The organism is Bellilinea sp., assembly GCF_053501535.1.
In genome coordinates, this window is the sequence record NZ_JBRCOK010000007.1 from 1 (window position 1) to 16265 (window position 16265).

General features: G+C 56.6%; 21 protein-coding genes. All 21 read right to left on the minus strand.

All coding sequences use genetic code 11. The annotated features are described in order from the left end of the window. Positions 1 to 1281 (minus strand): flagellar hook-associated protein FlgK (flgK, locus tag ACWIZX_RS00485; RefSeq protein ID WP_448334456.1); only part of this gene is annotated, 1281 nt, incomplete at its 3' end. 12 nt (positions 1282 to 1293) lie between these two features. Beyond that, the gene (locus ACWIZX_RS00490) at positions 1294 to 1812 is read right to left on the minus strand and encodes a flagellar protein FlgN (protein WP_448334457.1); all 519 of its coding nucleotides are present in this window, start codon (positions 1810 to 1812) and stop codon (positions 1294 to 1296) included. Positions 1813 to 1837: 25 nt separating this feature from the next. Further along, on the minus strand, positions 1838 to 2134 hold the full coding sequence (gene flgM / locus ACWIZX_RS00495; protein WP_448334458.1) for a flagellar biosynthesis anti-sigma factor FlgM: 297 nt from the start codon (positions 2132 to 2134) through the stop codon (positions 1838 to 1840). A gap of 73 nt (positions 2135 to 2207) precedes the next feature. Continuing rightward, positions 2208 to 2951, minus strand: coding sequence for a flagellar hook-basal body protein (locus ACWIZX_RS00500; RefSeq protein WP_448334459.1), 744 nt, complete (start codon positions 2949 to 2951; stop codon positions 2208 to 2210). A 13-nt stretch (positions 2952 to 2964) separates the two neighbouring features. Beyond that, positions 2965 to 3726, minus strand: a complete 762-nt coding sequence (locus tag ACWIZX_RS00505) for a flagellar hook-basal body protein (protein ID WP_448334460.1) — start codon at positions 3724 to 3726, stop codon at positions 2965 to 2967. Next, positions 3723 to 4163, minus strand: coding sequence for a hypothetical protein (locus tag ACWIZX_RS00510; protein WP_448334461.1), 441 nt, complete (start codon positions 4161 to 4163; stop codon positions 3723 to 3725). The genes ACWIZX_RS00505 and ACWIZX_RS00510 overlap by 4 nt, the downstream gene beginning before the upstream one ends. Continuing rightward, positions 4156 to 4908 carry a sigma-70 family RNA polymerase sigma factor gene (locus ACWIZX_RS00515; RefSeq protein WP_448334462.1) on the minus strand — a complete coding sequence of 251 codons (753 nt, stop codon included), beginning with the start codon at positions 4906 to 4908 and terminating at the stop codon, positions 4156 to 4158. The genes ACWIZX_RS00510 and ACWIZX_RS00515 overlap by 8 nt, the downstream gene beginning before the upstream one ends. Before the next feature lie 6 nt (positions 4909 to 4914). Beyond that, positions 4915 to 5316 (minus strand): hypothetical protein, encoded by a 402-nt coding sequence (locus ACWIZX_RS00520; protein ID WP_448334463.1) that lies wholly within the window; start codon positions 5314 to 5316, stop codon positions 4915 to 4917. Beyond that, positions 5316 to 6590 (minus strand): hypothetical protein, encoded by a 1275-nt coding sequence (locus ACWIZX_RS00525; protein WP_448334464.1) that lies wholly within the window; start codon positions 6588 to 6590, stop codon positions 5316 to 5318. The genes ACWIZX_RS00520 and ACWIZX_RS00525 overlap by 1 nt, the downstream gene beginning before the upstream one ends. Positions 6591 to 6608: 18 nt before the next feature. Further along, a complete protein-coding gene (gene flhA, locus ACWIZX_RS00530) occupies positions 6609 to 8720 on the minus strand; it encodes a flagellar biosynthesis protein FlhA (protein WP_448334465.1) in 2112 nt (703 codons plus the stop codon). Positions 8721 to 8731: 11 nt separating this feature from the next. Continuing rightward, positions 8732 to 9805, minus strand: a complete 1074-nt coding sequence (gene flhB / locus ACWIZX_RS00535) for a flagellar biosynthesis protein FlhB (RefSeq protein WP_448334466.1) — start codon at positions 9803 to 9805, stop codon at positions 8732 to 8734. 3 nt (positions 9806 to 9808) lie between these two features. Further along, on the minus strand, positions 9809 to 10570 hold the full coding sequence (fliR, locus tag ACWIZX_RS00540; RefSeq protein WP_322791955.1) for a flagellar biosynthetic protein FliR: 762 nt from the start codon (positions 10568 to 10570) through the stop codon (positions 9809 to 9811). A 102-nt stretch (positions 10571 to 10672) separates the two neighbouring features. Further along, positions 10673 to 11050 carry a response regulator gene (locus ACWIZX_RS00545; RefSeq protein ID WP_322791956.1) on the minus strand — a complete coding sequence of 126 codons (378 nt, stop codon included), beginning with the start codon at positions 11048 to 11050 and terminating at the stop codon, positions 10673 to 10675. Between the two features lie 13 nt (positions 11051 to 11063). Continuing rightward, a complete protein-coding gene (locus tag ACWIZX_RS00550) occupies positions 11064 to 11897 on the minus strand; it encodes an HDOD domain-containing protein (protein ID WP_448334467.1) in 834 nt (277 codons plus the stop codon). Positions 11898 to 11919: 22 nt separating this feature from the next. Then, complete coding sequence (fliQ, locus tag ACWIZX_RS00555) at positions 11920 to 12189, minus strand: flagellar biosynthesis protein FliQ (RefSeq protein WP_322791958.1); 270 nt, start codon at positions 12187 to 12189, stop codon at positions 11920 to 11922. A 10-nt stretch (positions 12190 to 12199) separates the two neighbouring features. After that, entirely contained in the window at positions 12200 to 12994 is a 795-nt protein-coding gene (gene fliP, locus ACWIZX_RS00560; RefSeq protein ID WP_322791959.1) for a flagellar type III secretion system pore protein FliP, read from the minus strand. Between the two features lie 7 nt (positions 12995 to 13001). Continuing rightward, a complete protein-coding gene (locus tag ACWIZX_RS00565) occupies positions 13002 to 13502 on the minus strand; it encodes a FliO/MopB family protein (RefSeq protein WP_448334468.1) in 501 nt (166 codons plus the stop codon). Further along, on the minus strand, positions 13502 to 13852 hold the full coding sequence (gene fliN / locus ACWIZX_RS00570) for a flagellar motor switch protein FliN (RefSeq protein WP_322791961.1): 351 nt from the start codon (positions 13850 to 13852) through the stop codon (positions 13502 to 13504). The genes ACWIZX_RS00565 and fliN overlap by 1 nt, the downstream gene beginning before the upstream one ends. Further along, positions 13853 to 14905, minus strand: a complete 1053-nt coding sequence (gene fliM / locus ACWIZX_RS00575) for a flagellar motor switch protein FliM (protein WP_322791962.1) — start codon at positions 14903 to 14905, stop codon at positions 13853 to 13855. A 3-nt stretch (positions 14906 to 14908) separates the two neighbouring features. Continuing rightward, positions 14909 to 15514 carry a flagellar basal body-associated FliL family protein gene (locus ACWIZX_RS00580; protein ID WP_448334469.1) on the minus strand — a complete coding sequence of 202 codons (606 nt, stop codon included), beginning with the start codon at positions 15512 to 15514 and terminating at the stop codon, positions 14909 to 14911. A gap of 16 nt (positions 15515 to 15530) precedes the next feature. Then, positions 15531 to 16265, minus strand: a 735-nt coding sequence (locus ACWIZX_RS00585) for an OmpA/MotB family protein (RefSeq protein ID WP_448334470.1), incomplete at its 5' end; no start/stop codon positions are given.

Sequence of the window (16265 nt, forward strand, 5' to 3'; positions counted from 1 at the left end):
TACCCCCCCAACCGCCTCGCGCTGATCGTTGAGGGCTTTGGCAACCAGCCCATGAGTGCTACTATTTTGGGTGGCATTTTTGGTCAGTACGCCAAAGGATGTGATTTGCCCGTTGTAATATTCATTGGGAGATACATTTCCCAGCCCGGCGATTGGCTGGTTACGCAATACCGCAATTGCCATGGCTATTGCATTGTTGCCCGGCTGCCCGGAAGCATCGGCGGCTGCCAGACTCTGAGCATCCACCGCTGCATTCAAACGCATGGTGATTGCATCTGTGCCGTTGAAGAGCGGTAAGCCGGTTGCTCCGTTCAACCCAAAACCGCTGCTGTGCAGGGCATTGACCTGTTGAATCATCTGACCTGCCAGCGTATTCAGTCCCTGAATCTGCTGCGGGATGACCTCATCACGCACTTCTAAAATGCCTTTCAACGAGCCACCAGCCAGATTGACCGTCTGCGGGGGTGTATCGGCCTGCCAGACCACTTCCACCATCGGGGTATCGCCGGACTTCGGTTGGGTGGTCAAATGCAGCGCCTGTACCCCCATCACCAGCACATGCCCGCCAATCGAAACCATGACCTCGCCATTTTTCTGCTCATGGGCAACGGCGCCGGTCAATTCCGCCAAACGATCCAGAACCCGGTCGCGTTGATCCAGCAGGTCATTGGGGCGCTCGCCGGTGGAGAAAACGCGGGCAATTTCTTTGTTGAGGCGGGCAACTTCATCGGCATAGGCATTGACCTGTTCCACCTGACTGATCACCGCCTGGTTTTGATCGAGCCGGATTTGCTGGAGCTGCTCCCAGCGCCGGTTGAATCCCTCGGCCAGAACCCGGGCATCATCCAGCAAACTGACCCGCAGGCTGAGGTTGGCCGGGTCGCCCGCCAGATTCTGCCAGCTGTTCCAGAACTGATCCAGTTTGTTGATGAGACCATCCTGCGAAGTTTCCGCAAGAGTGGCCTCAATTTGCACCAGAATATCGCGGCGCGCCTCCCAGTATTTGGCGCTGGCCGAAACCGAGCGGTAGCGCCCGTCAAAAAATTCCAGGTTGAAGCGTTGAATCTGGGCAACCCGCACCCCACCGCCGCGCATACCTGCCCCCATCCCCTTGTGCGCTGCAAGGATGGGGGAAGGCACGGTTGCTTCCAAAATCGCCGATTGGCGGCGGTAACCCGGTGTGTTGGCATTGGCAACATTGTGCTCAATCACCTCAATGGTTTGAGCGTGTGCCAGTATGGCCTGCAGGGCAATGTGAATTCCTGAAGAGATTCCCGGCATTGACCCCTCCCTTCAGGCACGGTAGTCCATGCCAAAATTGGCAGCCTCCGCCGCCGGTCGGGCCTTGTAGGGCGGGGCATAAGCCGGCTCGGGCTGCACCACCCCAACCAGAAAGACCTGGGCGGCTTGCAGCCAGTCCAGACGGGTTACTGCCAGCGCCTGATTGTAATCATTCAACTGGCGCGCCTCTCGGGCAAGGCTGGTAATTCCCTCCACCAGGCGCGTAACGCGCCGGGCTTCACTCTCGTCCAGGTAAGGGAGCAGTTCGGCAATCGAGGTCTCATCCGATACAATTCCGCGCTCCAGAGCCAGTTTTTGCACGGCTTTGCGGCGGTTATCCTCCAATACTCCCAACCGGTCGAGCAGCACTTCTTTTTCCTCAACAATGTTCATCAGGCCATCACTGTTTTCCAGCAAGGCCTGACGCTCGCTCAGGGTCAATTCAATCAGTTGTTGAATCTGTCGAAACTGCTCAACCAGCGTGTCTTCCAGTTCAATCAGAACTTCGCAAAATTGATCGTGATTTACCATACCGTCTCTCCACTTGAGTCATCTATCAGGGCTTAAAGTAGGCTCGGGCGGCCAGTTTACGGGCGATTTCCTCTACCTGGATGGTGTAATCGCCGCTTTCAATTCGCTGGCGGATTTGATTGAGGCGCTCATTTTCCAGTTCCGGCGCGCTGTCTGCAGCTGAACGCGCCTTTGCCAGCAGGCGCGCATCCGACGAGAGCGAAACGCTATCCCGCCGCTGAGCAAAGCCATTGGCCTCATTGACCATTTTGCGGTCAGCGCGTTGGATAGGGTCTGCGCCTTGCGGAGTTAAGGGGTTGATTCCATTGTTCTCAATCTTCATAGGTCTTACCTCCAGGAGCCAAAAACGGTAGATAAATCACGTGTTTACAGTATCGGATGTTTTGGCTCAAACTTTACCCCTTGCGCAGATTCAGCGCCTGCGCAATCATCGTGTCAGTTTGCTGAAAGGTGCGCACCGACATCTGAAAGGAACGCTGCAGAGACATTAACCGCGTCATTTCGCTGGATAAATCCACGCTCGACTGTTCGACGGCGTGCGCGGCGATCATCCCAAAATTTGCCGAGCCCGGCGTTCCAACCTGCGCCGCGCCGGAAGCCTGGCTTGCCAGCCAGACATTATGCCCCTGCGAAATCAAGCCGCTGGGGTTGACAAAGCGCGCCAGTTGCACCTGACCGGCAATCAGGCGTGTGCCATCCTGAAGGGTGGCCTGCACGCTGCCATCCGGCAGGATATAGATATCCGTGGTGCCGTCGGGTATCTGCCCGTTCCAGACCAGCCGGTAGCCCGCCGCCGTAACCAGCTGACGGCTGGAATCCAGCAGAAATTGTCCGTCGCGGGTATAGCCGGTAGTTCCATCCGGCAACCTGACCTGAAAGAAACCCTCGCCCTGAATCGCCCAGTCCAGCGGGTTTGCCGATTGGCGTAAGGCACCCTGGCGCATCAACGCCTGCGTGCTGGCCAGGGTAACCCCTTCCAATGTACGCTGATTGAGCAATTCCTGGAAGTTCGAGCGGCTGGCTTTGAAACCGGCCGTGTTCATGTTCGCCAGATTGTTGGAAACCACATCCAGATCGAGCAGTCGGCTGAGAATATCCTGCCGGGAGATATTAAGGGTGTGAAAGAGGGAAGATGACATGATAACGGCACTCCTATCCAATTCTGCCCAGTGAGGCAATGGTCTTACCCAGCAATTCGTCCTGATTTTGCACCATTTTCAAAGCGGCTTCGTAAGCGCGCCCGACTTCCACCAGTTGGGTCATCAACTGGGTGGGGTTGGCGTTCGACATTTCCAGGGCTCCCTGAACCACCCGCACGGGCTCCTGCTGGGTAGAGGCTGCCGGCCCGCTGTAAAGGTTGCCTTCTTCTCGCTGAAGTTCGGCGCGCGGATCGGCAAAGCGCGCCAACCCCAAGCGTGCCACCTGGGCGCCGTTGACCTGAATACTGCCATCCGGCAACACCATAATCTCGCCGTCCGGCAGGCGGATGGGCTGACCGCCTTCGTTCAATACAAGATAACCATCCACCGTGACCAGATTGTTCTGCGCATCCCGCAAAAATCTGCCGTCGCGGGTGTAACGATCACCTTGCGGGGTACGCACGCGGAAAAAGCCTTCGCCTTCGATGGCCAGATCCAGCGGGTTTTGGGTCAGCTGCAAACCGCCCTGCGTGAAATCGGTCACCTGCGGGCCGAGTTGTGTGCCAAGCCCCAACAGCCCCACATAACTCAGCCGTTGGTTTTGCAGCACGTTGCCGGGGGAATACAAAACCGGTGTCTGCGCCCAATCCTGGGCATCGGTAAGAATTTGCTTGAAGCCGGGCGTTTCGATGTTGGCCACATTGTGCGCCAGAATCTGCTGGCGGGCGGCGTTCATGATCATTGCCGAAACTGCGGAATACATGCCTTTAATCATCGGATGTAACCTCCTTGAACATTCGGGGTGCTGCGCTGCTGAACACTCAACACAAGGCGCACTTCCTCACGGGTCATCCCCATCTGGCGGGCAATATCCACTTCGGACATTTGCGCAGCAGCCATGGCAACAATCAGACGATTGCGCTCGGCCGGGTCGCTTGCCGGTGCAGCGGGCGGCTGGGTAACCGGGCGGTTTTTGGATACCTCCAGCAGCTGCTGGAAGTCAGCCTGCCCCAAAATGCCGGCCGGGGGCTGAGTGTGCGGGGCAGCGGACTGATCGGTCTTTCGGCTGTTTTCCACCAGCGTGCGCATCTGCTCGGTCACCGGGTTGAGCTTGTCAGCCTGCGCCTGCCGTCCCTTCATTAGAGCCGTTTCGCGCATCAATTGAAGCAGCGTGTAGGTATCTTCCAGTGAGACTCGCGGAATGTTACTCATGGCTCATCACCACCTTCAGGTTGATCAATGCTCGCGCATGCAACTGGCACACGCGCGATTCGGAGATTCCCAAAACTTTTCCAATTTCTTTGAAGTTCAATTCATCATGGTAATACAGAGACAACACGAGTTGTTCCCGCTCCGGCAAACTGCGGATGGCTTCCGCCAGCTGCTGGCGCAAATCCTCATCCAGCGAAAGTTCCTGCGGGTCAACCTGGCGTTCATCGCCCAGCCGGTCGTGCAGGTCGCTCTCTTCGCTGTCCACATCGGCGGGCGCATCCAGCGAAAGCATAAAGCGATTGGAATCCATCAGGCCGCGCTGGACGGTATCCACGTCGGTTTTCAGGTGAGCGGCAATTTCCTCATCGGTCGGCTCACGTTGATGAATCAGCCACAGTTCCTCCACCGCCTTTTGGATGGCGCGCACCCGCTGGCGGGCGGTGCGGCTCATCCAGTCCACCGAACGCAGGTAATCCAGCACTTTTCCGCGGATACGCACGGCGGCATAGGTGCTGAAGCGTGTGCCAAATTGAGGGTCATAGCGGTCAACCGCTTCAATCAAACCCAGCAACCCCTGATGAAGCAGGTCTTCGTACTCGCTGCCCAAATCAGGGGTAATGCCAAGGCGGCTGAGCAGGTAACGAACCAGCGGCACCGATTGGAGCACCAGCTGCTCGCGCGCTTCGGCGCTGCGAGTTGCCAGATACACTTCCAAAGCCGCTGTCGAAAGTTCCTGAACAGCCATTCAGAATTACTCCTTCACCTCGCCGGCGGACGGCTGGCTTGCTGCCTCTCCGCCGGTTTGAGCATTGACCTTTCCGCTATGGGGTGCGGCTTCCTGCCGAACGGCTTGCTCCGCAACCCGGCTGTTTGCCAGACCGGAAGACACCTGATAAGTCAGAAACCACAACACACTTCCCAGCGAAACCACACCCACCACAGCGCGGAGAAAGACCTCCATCAGCGTCGCGCCGGACATGAAGGAAACCAGTACAATCACCAGCGTGACGAGCAGCAAAATCAGGGTTGAGAAGGAAAAGAACACCTCGGCAAACAGCGGCAGGGTTACCTGCGGTACGGGCGGTTTTTTCCCGGCAGGCGGTTTCTTTGTCTTTTGTTCCTTTTCCGGTTGGGGATCTTTATTCTTCGCCATCAGTCCTGATTCCATCCTTTCCCAAAGAGTGCCGCGCACAGGCGGGAGGCTTCGGCGGCCTGAAATTTAGCGGCGGTTTCCTTGCCATACGCAAAATAACGCAGCGGGTAGGGAGTACGCCGCGTAAAGTTATAGACACTGCCAAAGGTCATTGTTTCGTCCATGCGGGTAAAGATCATTCCATTCAGGCGGAAAACACCCAGCGCGGCGCTGATCTGCACCAGATCACTCTCGCGGGTCAGCGCCGAGGCTACCAGCCAGGTCACCCGCTGGGGAATCTGGCTGAGCAGTTCGCCCAATTCAACCAGCGGATCTTCCCGGCAGGGGTTGAAACCGGCCGTATCTACCAGAAACACATCCGCATCCTGCATTTCGTCCGCAATGAGTTGAACATCCTGAGGCCGGTAAACCAGTCTGAGCGGGATGTTGAGCGCATCGGTGTAGGCGCGTGCTTCAGCAATCGCACCGGTGCGGATGGTATCCGCACATACCCACACCACCTTTTTAGCCAGGTGCTGGCTGTACAACATTGCCAGTTTTGCGGTGGTACTGGTCTTTCCGCTGCCGCTGGCGCCCACCAGGCAAACCCAACGCCCCGGCAGACGCAACGCCCCCGCAGCCGGCAGGCGCAGTTCAGCAGCCAGGACTTCCTGAACATAACGAACGCATAAATCATCCTCTTTCAACATCGCTGCGCCAAGGGTCTGGTTCAGGCGTTGCAAGGTGCGCCGCACAAAATCGGCCTCGACACCCTGCTCCAGCAGCCGCTGCTGAACGCGCTGCAAACTGGGGGGCAGCTGCCGGGCAGCGGCGGTTGCAGGCGGGGCTTCCGGCTCGACAGGCGGACATTCCAGCGCCGCCCCTTTTAGTTCCTCAACAGCAGGACGGGCTATCTGTTTTTGGGCAGAGCGCACCTCGGCGCGGCTGAGGTGGGGCGGTGACCAGCGCTGGGGTTGGTGGGTTGGGGTCTTTTCACCCGGCGGGAAGGCCGGTTGACCACCTACCCACTCAATGGCTGGCGCCGCTTCCTCAAACTCAATGTGAGCGCCATCGGCGCTGCGGCGCAGAACGGTTTTCGGTTGGGCGGTTTGGGCAGCCGTGTTTTGCAGCGGTGGGGCGGCGACCACCTCTACGCCCTTCTTGCGCCACACATTCCACACCGGCCCCATCGGAATTTCACGCGCCGAGAGCACAATGGCATCCGGGCCAAGTTCAGCCTGAATGCGCTGGAGGGCTTCGAACATCGTTTCACATTGATATTTGCGCGTTTCCATGCTCACCTCTCACCATGCTCAACTTTGACCATTCCCCAGCACCGCCCCCAAATCCAACATGCCGTGGGCTTTAACCCGCGTACCGGGGCTGACTTCGGAAAAGGCCAGCACCACCAGATTGGGCAGCGATTGCGCCGCCAGCCGGCGGAAGGCCAGCCGCAGTTCTCGCGGGCAGAGCAGAATTGGGAAATACCCCAGCTGCGCCAGTCCTTCCATTTGCTCACCGGCTTTCATCAGAAGGGTTTGCGCCAGTCCGGCATCCAGCGAAAGCGCCGGACCATTATCGGTGGATACCAAAGCGCTGCGTAGCAGCGACTCAACCTGCGGCGAAAGGGTGAACACATGCAGGGTGTTGTTCTCATCGCGGTACTGCGCCGAAATGGTGTTGGCCATGGTCTGGCGCACGGCTTCCGCCAGTATATTCGGGTCGCGGGTCACGGCTGCATGATTGGCAAGTACCTCCAAAATGCCGCTCAAGTCTCGAATCGGCACTCTTTCGCGCAGCAGGTTGCGCAGTACACTCTGCACCTCACCCAGCGTCAACATTTCGGGCACGACCCCCTCTACCGAAGCCGGTGACTTCTGGCGCAGTTGATTGATCATTTCCTGCACCAGCTGCCGGCTGAGCAAATCGGGGGCGTGGTTGCGCACCGTTTCGGTCAGATGCGTGCTGAGCACGGACAGCGGCGAAACCACCGTGTACCCTTTCAACTCGGCCTGATTCTGTTCGGCTTCGCTGATCCAAACTGCCGGCAGCCCAAAGGCCGGCTCAATGGTCTGGATACCCTGTAATTCACCATCCACACTCGAACCCGGAATGGCTAACATACGGTCAATCATCAATTCACCGCTGGAGACTTCCTGCCCGCGAATTTTGATACGGTAGGCGTTCGGGGCAAGGCGCAGGTTATCGCGGATGCGCACCACCGGCAGCACCAGCCCCAATTCGGCCATCAACTGGCGGCGGATACTGGTGATGCGCCGCAGCAGGTTATCCTGGGCATCTTCTTCAATCAGCGGGACCAGCCCGTAACCAATTTCCAGTTCAATCGGGTCAACCACCACCATTTCCAGCATCTGTTCCGGCGTTTCGGGTTCGGCAACGGTCGGCGCGGCAGCAGTCATCACCTGAGCGGCCTGTTCTTCCAGACGGGCTTTGTTGACAAAATAAGCACCCACCCCAAACCCCACGCTGATTAACCCAAACGGCAGTTTGGGCAGACCCGGCACCAGCATCATCAAAGCCACCAGAATGGAACCCACCGCCAGCACATTGAAATTGGAAATCTGTCCGAACAGCTCGTTGCCCAGCGAGGATTCCGAGGTGGAGCGAGTCACAATCAAACCCGCGGCTGCCGAAACCAGCAGCGCCGGCACCTGCACAGCCAGACCCGCCCCAATCGTCAGCAGCACATAGGTTTGCAGGGCATCCGCCAACGGTAAGCCGCGCTGAAGCACGCCGATCACAAACCCGCCGATGATGTTGACCAGCATGATAATGATGGCGGCAATCGCATCGCCGCGCACAAATTTACTGGCGCCGTCCATTGCCCCGTAAAAATCGGCTTCGGCTTCGATGGCTTTGCGGCGCTGGCGGGCTTCGCTTTCATCAATCAAACCGGCGTTCAAATCGGCATCAATCGCCAGCTGCTTGCCGGGCATGGCGTCCAGCGTGAAGCGCGCCGCCACTTCTGCCACGCGGCCCGCCCCGCTGTTGATCACCACAAACTGGATGATCATCAGGATCAGGAAGATGACAAAACCGACCACATAGTTACCGCCAACGATCAGGTTACCAAAGGTAGCCACAATTGCCCCGGCTTCACCGTTGAGCAAAATCAACCGGCTGACCGAGATGTTGATCCCCATGCGCAGCAGAGTGACCAGCAGTAAAACGGTTGGGAAAGCTGAAAATTCCATCGGCTGGCGGATGTACATGGTGAGCAGCATGATGCCGATGGAAACCGCAATGCTAAAGGCCACCAGTAAGTCCACCAGCAGCGGCGGCAGGGGCACCAGCATCAGGCCGACAATCACCACCAGCGTAAACGCCATGACAATATCTTTGGAGCGCAGTAAACTCTGCAGGGACTGGATCATCGGGTTAGAAGTACGCGTTGCTGTGGTCATCTTTTGCCTTTTTATCCTCCCACGGGGTGAGGTTGTGCCGGGCTGCGTCCGCGCAGACGGTACACGTACGCCAGCACTTCCGCCATGGCCAGATACAAATCCGGGGAAATCTCCTGGTCAATTTCAATCGTTTTGTACATCGCCCGCGCCAGCGGGATATTCTGAACAATCGGAATGTTGTGTTCGCGGGCAATCGCCACAATTCTTTCGGCTACGCGCAACGCGCCTTTAGCGATGACGCGCGGGGCATTCATCCCCTCGTGATACTCGATGGCAATTGCCAGATGGGTCGGGTTGGTGACCACTACAGTTGCCTTGGGGACTTTAGCCATCATTCGGTTGCGGGCAATCCGCCGCTGTTGAGCGCGGATACGACTTTTCAGAAATGGGTCACCCTCCGAACGCTTGAATTCCTCTTTGATTTCCTCTTTGGTCATACGCAGGCTGCGCAGCCAGTCCCAGCGCTGATAGGCGTAATCGGCAGCCGCAAGCACCAGATAAACACCGCCCACCCGCAGCATCAGGTTAACCGCCAGATCCGCAAACAGGCTCAACGCACTGCGGAAGTCGGTTTGCAGCAGGACGGCGAATTCCTCAATATGACCGCGCAGGTAACTGTATGCCACCCAGCCCACCACCAGCAGTTTGAGCAGAGCGCGCACAATTTCCACCAAACCGCGCAGGGAAAAGATGCGTTTGAAACCGTTGAGCGGATTGAGCCGTTTGAAGTCGAAACCGATTTTTTTACTCGTCCACAAAAAGCGCGTCTGTCCCATGGTAACGGCAATTGCCGTGAACATCAGCGCGAAGAGCATCAAACCCAACGGCGGCAGTACCTGACTGCCAATTGAATAAACCATTTGCAGCAGAACTTTCTCACTCAATTCGACCGTTGCAATCTGCGCCAGCGATTGGGTGATGAGCGTCGCAAATGAGGTGTTGATTTCTTTGCCCGGCCCGCGCAACAAAAAAGCCGCCGCCAGTAGAATGACAGCCGTGTTCAATTCCTGGCTGCGCGCCACCTGTCCTTCTTTACGCGCATCCTCAATTCGTCGCGGGGTTGGGGCTTCGGTCTTGTTGCTCATTGCTCAATTCCCAATCAACGTCAGCATGCGCGGCGCAATTTCGCGGTACAGGTTGCCGATTAAGGGCAGTCCCACAACGATGACCAGCCCCATGGCAATCAACGAAACGCCAATTTTCAACGGCAAACCGAGGAAATAAACCTGCACCTGTGGAGCAACCCGCGCCAATAAACCCAGCGTGAGGTCGGTCAAAAACAAGGCGGCCATCACCGGCAGCGCAAGGTGTACCCCCGCCAGAATTAACTGAGCGGTTGTTTGCATGAGAACATCCATGCGGTCGAGCGGAAGCGGCGCCATCAGCGGCAAAATTTCAAAGGTTTTTTTGACCGCAATCAAAAACAGGTGATGCCCGTCAATCACCAGAAAATAAAGCATCACCACCATCATAAAAAATTGATCCAGCGCGGTGGAACTTTCGGCAATGGCGGGATTGAACAGGCGGCTGGAAGCAAAACCGCTGCCCAAACCCATCGCTTCACCGGCAATTTGCAGCGCACCGAAGGTCAGTCGGGCGGCAAACCCGGCCAGCGTACCGATCAATACTTCACGAGCCACCCAAATAGCGTAAGCCAGTCCGTCCATCCACTCGGTTTGAGGCGGCAGAGGCTGCCAAGGCAATAAAATTGCCGCCAGGATCAATCCCAGTCCAACCCGCACCTGTAAGGGAATGGTCTGCCCGCCCAGCACCGGCACGGCAATCATCAACGCCAGAATCCGGGTCAGGGCAAGAAAATACAACTGAGCCTGCGCGACCGAAACAATCACAATCGTTCTCTCCCACGGCAGAACTTAGTTTCAGGATAACGGATTCGGGCAAAAAATTCCGTAAAGTCGGAGTGAAGCTCGTCTAAATATGGCGTAAAAAATTCAATCCTGCAAAGCACGCTGAATGCGCTGCGCAAGGCCTTGGGCATCCAGCGGTTTGACAAAGAAATCAACAACCCCCAGTTCTCTGGCGCGCAGCACCACTTCGGGAAACGCCAGCCGTGAAACAACAAACACCAGCGTTCCCTGCAGGGCTTGCGCCTGCTGCAGCCCTTCCAGTACTTCCAGTCCGTTGGCAGCCGGTAGAAACAAGTCCAACAGTAAAGCCTGCGGCTGGTAACGGCTGAGCAGATCAGGCAGGTCGGCTGCTTCACGAGCCATCACAACCTCAAAACCGGCGCGCTGCAAAGCCAGCCCGGCCAGGTCGCGCTGCAGGGCATCCGGTATCAGCAGGATGATACGCCTGGTTTGCTCTTCCATGACCGATTCTTCCTTAAACCGATACCCCTAAAATATCGCCAACACGCTGTTGAAAACGCTCCAAACGCGCTTCATCCAGCGATAGAATGGTCAGCACATCCGGATGGAGCACATCGCAAAACAGACCCTGCTGGCTGCCCTGTACCTTAATGGTCAGGTAGTTGGCCAGGTTGACGATGGCCGGCAAAACCGGGCTGGCGTGGGCGGATGACGGGTAATGGTGAAATGAAATGGCATCCATTAAAACCGTAGGAAAGCCCCAGCGTTGGGCAATCAAGCCGCCTACGCGGGCATGATCAATACCAATCAATTTCTCTTCCACCAGCCAGAGCGGTTGATTGTATTTTTGAACGTACAGGATGATTTGGCTGTAATCGGTCAGCACATACTGATCCAGCAGCAGTTTGCCAATATCGTGCAGCAGGCCGGCAACATAAGCCTCTTCCGGATCGGGATAAGCCAGTGTGCGGGCTGCCCATTCAGCGGTAACCGCCGTACCCACCGAATGATTCCATAACTCGCCGGTCCCCAAGCGGTAACCGCTCAACTGGCGATTCATCGAGTCAACCGCCACCGAAGCCAGCAGCAGCGACTTCAAACGCTTGACGCCGATGCGCACCACTGCGTCATTCAAAGACGTACACGTGCGTCCATACCCCAACGACGCCGAATTCGCCATTTGCAGCACCAGCGCCGCCAGCGCCTGATCCAGCCCAATATATTCGGCAATCATCCCAAGGCTGACTCTGGGATTTTCCAATTCTTTCAGCACACGCGTCACATTCGAGGGAATTGGCCGCAGATGATTAACCGATTGGAGAATGGCCTGGACACGTTGAGTCAGCATTGAATTGCTCCGTTGCAAAAGGTCAGGGTGTCAACCCCGGCAGAGAGTTGAATAACTCGGCGGTGAATACCAGGATTTGCTGCAGCATCCACGAACCCAAAATCACCAGCACCAGAATAATGCCGATCATCTTTGGGACAAACGAAAGGGTCGGCTCATTGATCTGGGTTGCCGCCTGCACCAGACTGATCAGGCTGCCCACCAGCAGGCTGACCAGCATGACCGGCCCCGCCAGAATCAGAGCCATGGTGATCGCTTTTTGCGCCAGAGTCATGACAAAGGCTTCGGTCAAGGCATCCTCCTCATTGCAAGAAACTCAACGCCAGACTGCGCACAACCAGATACCAGCCATCCACCATCACAAACAGCAGCAGTTTGAACGGCAGCGCCACCAGCGAAGGCGGCAGCATGATCATGCCCATCGAAAGCAGCACACTGGAAACAACCAGATCAATAATCAAAAAGGGGATGAAAATCACAAACCCCATCGTAAAAGCCGTGCGCAGTTCGCTGATGACAAAAGCGGGAAAGAGCGCGACAGTGGGGATGTCTTCCAGGGTTTGCGGGCGCTGCTCGCCGCTCAAATCCAAAAACAACTGGATGTCTTTTTCGCGGGTATTGGCGAACATAAAAGCCCGCACCGGCTCGACCGCCCGCTTGAAGGCCGTTTCCTGGTCAATTTCCTCTTTCAGATAAGGCTGAATGGCCGTTTGATCCACCTGCTGATAAACCGGCGACATGATAAAAAAGGTCAACAGCAGCGATAAACCAATCACCACCTGATTTGGCGGAATGGTGGGTGAACCGATGGCGCTGCGCAGCATGGACAGCACAATCACAATGCGGGTGAATGAAGTGGCCAGGATGAGAATTGCCGGAGCCAGCGAAAGCACGGTCAGCAGTACCAGCAGCTGCACCCCGCTGGTCACCTGTTTTGGCTGACCCTGCGGCTCAATGGTCAGGGTTACGCCCGGCGCGCTCAGGTTGGGATCACCCACACAGCCGCTCAAAAACAATGAAACCAGCGCCAGCGCAACCAGCAGGATGATTGTCTTTTGACGGTCGGAAAGGCTGGTCAACCATGCTTTGTTTTTCATGGCGAAATTATCCCTTTCCATTGGTTTTGACCTGTAAAAATCCCTGTAAGAGGCGGTTGAAATCCTGTCCGATGGGGATGGGCTGCTCTTCTTCGGCAGTGTTGGGCAGGTGGACTTCGGAAATGAGCGCAATATTCTGGTCGGTTGCCCCAATCAGAAAGTGCTGATTGCCCACCTGCACCAGATGCAGGGCTTGTTTGGGAGAAAGACGGATGGATTCTGCCACCATCAGCTGATCGCCGCGGCCCAAACGGCGCGGGTTGCGCGCCCAGCGCATTGCCAGCACGCCAAAGCCAACAATCATCAGCAGCACGCCTCCCAGTTTTACCGCCACCCCCACAAAATACAGGCCAGAAAATTCACCGGCGTTGTCTTGAGGGGCAGCCCCGCCACCCAAAGCCAGCGCAAGGCAGGCAATCAGGCTGAGCGCCAGCAGCCCGGCCTGCATCTTTTGCCGCCGGCTGGCAGCCGCATACCACTGCTTGATGCGGTTTATCCAGGACGACATCATAGACCACCCTTGCGGTTTTCGGGGCTGATCACTTCGGTAATGCGCACGCCGAATTTATCATCCACCACCACCACTTCGCCGCGTGCGATCAGCAGGTCATTGACAAACACATCTACCGGATCCCCGGCCAGGCGGTCCAGTTCGACCACCGAACCGTTCTGCAAATCCAGAACCTGCTGCAAGGTCATGCGGGTGCGCCCCAATTCAACCGTCACCTTCAGCATGACATCCATGAACAGGTCAATGCTGGCGCTTTCGCGCGTGGAAGTCTTGACCGCACTGGAGGAGGCGGTGCGAACAGGTGGGGAAGAATTTTCAAATTCATTGAGATTTTGCTCGTTCATCATTCACCTCTCGATCTCATCGGCAGGGTCGGCCGGTTCGCGAATGACCCCGCTAATTTGAATGGCCAGATTGCGGCCGCTGCGTCCCACTCTGCCGGTGAACCGCTTGCGGCGGGCAACTTCCACCACCAGCGGCTCACGGATAGAAGTATCCAGCTGGATGACATCTCCGACAGCCAGATTTAAAATTTCTCTCAAATGCAGTTCAGCCTGACCCAGCGGCACGCGGATGGGAAGGGTAACCCGCTGCATGTTCTGCAGCACCTTTTCGCGGGTGGTGTAATCCTGCTGCTGTTCTTTGCGCCCGGCAATCCAGATGTGTGGATTAAGTACGTTGGCAATCGGTTTGAGGGTATTGAAGGGAATGAACATACTCATCGTGCCGGTGGTGCCTTGAATGTTCAATTCAAAGGTCAGCAGCATCACCCGTTCGTTGCCCATAATCATCTGCACCCAGTGTTGGTTGGTGGTCGAATCTTCCAGAGTGGGTTCCACCGAAACCACTTTGCTCCAGGCGGCTTTGATATCACCCAGCATGTGCTCCACCAACCCGCGCAGCAGCGACTGGTCAATTTCGGTCAACTGGCGGTCTTGATAGCGGCCCTCGATCTTTCCGCCCAGCCGCTGTTCCAGAATCAGGTAACTGATGTTGGGGCTCATGGTAATCACCACCTGACTGGGCAGCGGAGCAAGGTTAATCATGTGAAAGAGCGAGTTGGGCGGAAAATCTTTGAGAAAATCATGAAAGCGTCCCTGTTCGGTGTGTACCAGACGCGGGCGCAAATTGGTGCGCAGAAAAGTCGGCAGCGAGGTCGTCAGCCGCTCGGTCAGGTCTTCATGCACCAGTTCCACGGCGCGCATCTGTTCCTTGGAGAAGCGGTCCGGTGACCAGAAGTTGTAGGCGGTCACCTTCTTGCCTCCCTCGGTTTCGGCGCGCCCGCGCTGCTCGCCGCCCTGATTGATCAGTTCGGCAAGATTGACGCTTTCCTGACCGTCCTTCTGGTCAACCTCAATGGCGCCTTTGAGTAGTGCGTCAATTTCCGACTGCGATAACATGGGTCACTGCACCACAAATTCTGTGAAATAGACGGACAGCAGATGAAATTCCGGCAGGCGCTGCGAAATGGCCTGCATCAGTTCCTGCCGCAGCCGTTCCTTGCCCTCGGCAGTGTACAATTCTTCAAAGGTTTTGGTGGAAAGCAGCGTAATCACCACATCATCCATCACCGGCATCCGCGATTGAATGCGGGTTTGAAAATCATTTCCTGCCGCAGCCGTTTCTCCCGACCCATGATCACCGGAGGATTTAGCGGTTTTTGCATCTGCCGGGGCTTCTTCGGGCGCAAATTCCAGCACGACCGTCAGGCGGATGTATTTGCGCCCGCTGGGGTCGGCCAGATTGATGATTTTGGTGGACATGTTGACCATAATCCCCTCGCCCGGCTGATAGACATGCGGGGTGGGAGTTGGTTCTGCGGCTGCCTCAACCGTCCCTAACGGCAGGCTGCTGCGTGAATAGTCGTAAACCAGATGAAACGGCTTGGGGAAATCATCCGGCGCAAACATGATGTAGGCAGTCGCCAGCGAAATGGCTGCAATGGCCGTGACCACCAGAAAGGTCATCACTTTGGTTGCAATGCTGAGAATGCTCAATACTTTACTCATTGCTCATGCTCCTTCATTAAGGCTGCGGAACATTGGGGGCTACATTCAGGTTTTCAACCCCGATCACACTGTTTTCAACGGGATAAACAATGATGATATCCACGCGGCTGTTCAGCGCACGGTGAGCGGGTGTATCGTTTGGAAAGATGGGGTCATATTCCCCACGCCCGGTAATGATCAGGCGGCTGGGGGCGATTCCGTTTTGCATCAAAAAGTCCGCCACACTCATCGCCCGTGCCAGCGATAGTTCCCAGTTGTTTCGGTAGGGTGAATCGGCCGGCAAGGAGTCATCGGTATGCCCCACCAACCGAATGGGGTTGCCAATCGGTCGCACCATTTCTACAATCGTGTGCAAAACTTCCAGGGCAGAGGGAGAAAGTTCTGCCCTTCCGGGGGCAAACACCAGTTTTTCACTCAGCGAAATTAATACGCCCTCAATGTTGGTCTGCACACTGACTTCGTTGCCGAATTGGGTGCCCGATAGCATACGGGTCAACTGGCCGGCCACCTCTTCGGATTTTGGCGGAGCTTCCGGAATGCCCGGCACGACAATCGGTTTGGGCTGGCCGTTTTCAATGCTGCCGCCGCTCTGGTTGATCTGGACATCCACCACGCGCGCCGCCCCGCCCAGCGAAAACGCCGCCCGCATGCTCTCCGCCAGCCGCTTGTACTTTTCCACATCAATCTGACCCATGGAGTACAGCACCACGAACAACACCATCAACAAGGTGATGAAGTCCGCGTAACTAAC

What these genes read in the sequence shown, in the direction of transcription:
- ACWIZX_RS00490 (WP_448334457.1), bottom strand. Translation starts at nt 1,812, where the DNA reads ATGGTAAATCACGATCAATTTTGCGAAGTTCTGATTGAACTGGAAGAC.
- flgM (WP_448334458.1), bottom strand. Translation starts at nt 2,134, where the DNA reads ATGAAGATTGAGAACAATGGAATCAACCCCTTAACTCCGCAAGGCGCA.
- ACWIZX_RS00500 (WP_448334459.1), bottom strand. Translation starts at nt 2,951, where the DNA reads ATGTCATCTTCCCTCTTTCACACCCTTAATATCTCCCGGCAGGATATT.
- ACWIZX_RS00505 (WP_448334460.1), bottom strand. Translation starts at nt 3,726, where the DNA reads ATGATTAAAGGCATGTATTCCGCAGTTTCGGCAATGATCATGAACGCC.
- ACWIZX_RS00510 (WP_448334461.1), bottom strand. Translation starts at nt 4,163, where the DNA reads ATGAGTAACATTCCGCGAGTCTCACTGGAAGATACCTACACGCTGCTT.
- ACWIZX_RS00515 (WP_448334462.1), bottom strand. Translation starts at nt 4,908, where the DNA reads ATGGCTGTTCAGGAACTTTCGACAGCGGCTTTGGAAGTGTATCTGGCA.
- ACWIZX_RS00520 (WP_448334463.1), bottom strand. Translation starts at nt 5,316, where the DNA reads ATGGCGAAGAATAAAGATCCCCAACCGGAAAAGGAACAAAAGACAAAG.
- ACWIZX_RS00525 (WP_448334464.1), bottom strand. Translation starts at nt 6,590, where the DNA reads ATGGAAACGCGCAAATATCAATGTGAAACGATGTTCGAAGCCCTCCAG.
- flhA (WP_448334465.1), bottom strand. Translation starts at nt 8,720, where the DNA reads ATGACCACAGCAACGCGTACTTCTAACCCGATGATCCAGTCCCTGCAG.
- flhB (WP_448334466.1), bottom strand. Translation starts at nt 9,805, where the DNA reads ATGAGCAACAAGACCGAAGCCCCAACCCCGCGACGAATTGAGGATGCG.
- ACWIZX_RS00545 (WP_322791956.1), bottom strand. Translation starts at nt 11,050, where the DNA reads ATGGAAGAGCAAACCAGGCGTATCATCCTGCTGATACCGGATGCCCTG.
- ACWIZX_RS00550 (WP_448334467.1), bottom strand. Translation starts at nt 11,897, where the DNA reads ATGCTGACTCAACGTGTCCAGGCCATTCTCCAATCGGTTAATCATCTG.
- fliP (WP_322791959.1), bottom strand. Translation starts at nt 12,994, where the DNA reads ATGAAAAACAAAGCATGGTTGACCAGCCTTTCCGACCGTCAAAAGACA.
- ACWIZX_RS00565 (WP_448334468.1), bottom strand. Translation starts at nt 13,502, where the DNA reads ATGTCGTCCTGGATAAACCGCATCAAGCAGTGGTATGCGGCTGCCAGC.
- fliN (WP_322791961.1), bottom strand. Translation starts at nt 13,852, where the DNA reads ATGATGAACGAGCAAAATCTCAATGAATTTGAAAATTCTTCCCCACCT.
- fliM (WP_322791962.1), bottom strand. Translation starts at nt 14,905, where the DNA reads ATGTTATCGCAGTCGGAAATTGACGCACTACTCAAAGGCGCCATTGAG.
- ACWIZX_RS00580 (WP_448334469.1), bottom strand. Translation starts at nt 15,514, where the DNA reads ATGAGTAAAGTATTGAGCATTCTCAGCATTGCAACCAAAGTGATGACC.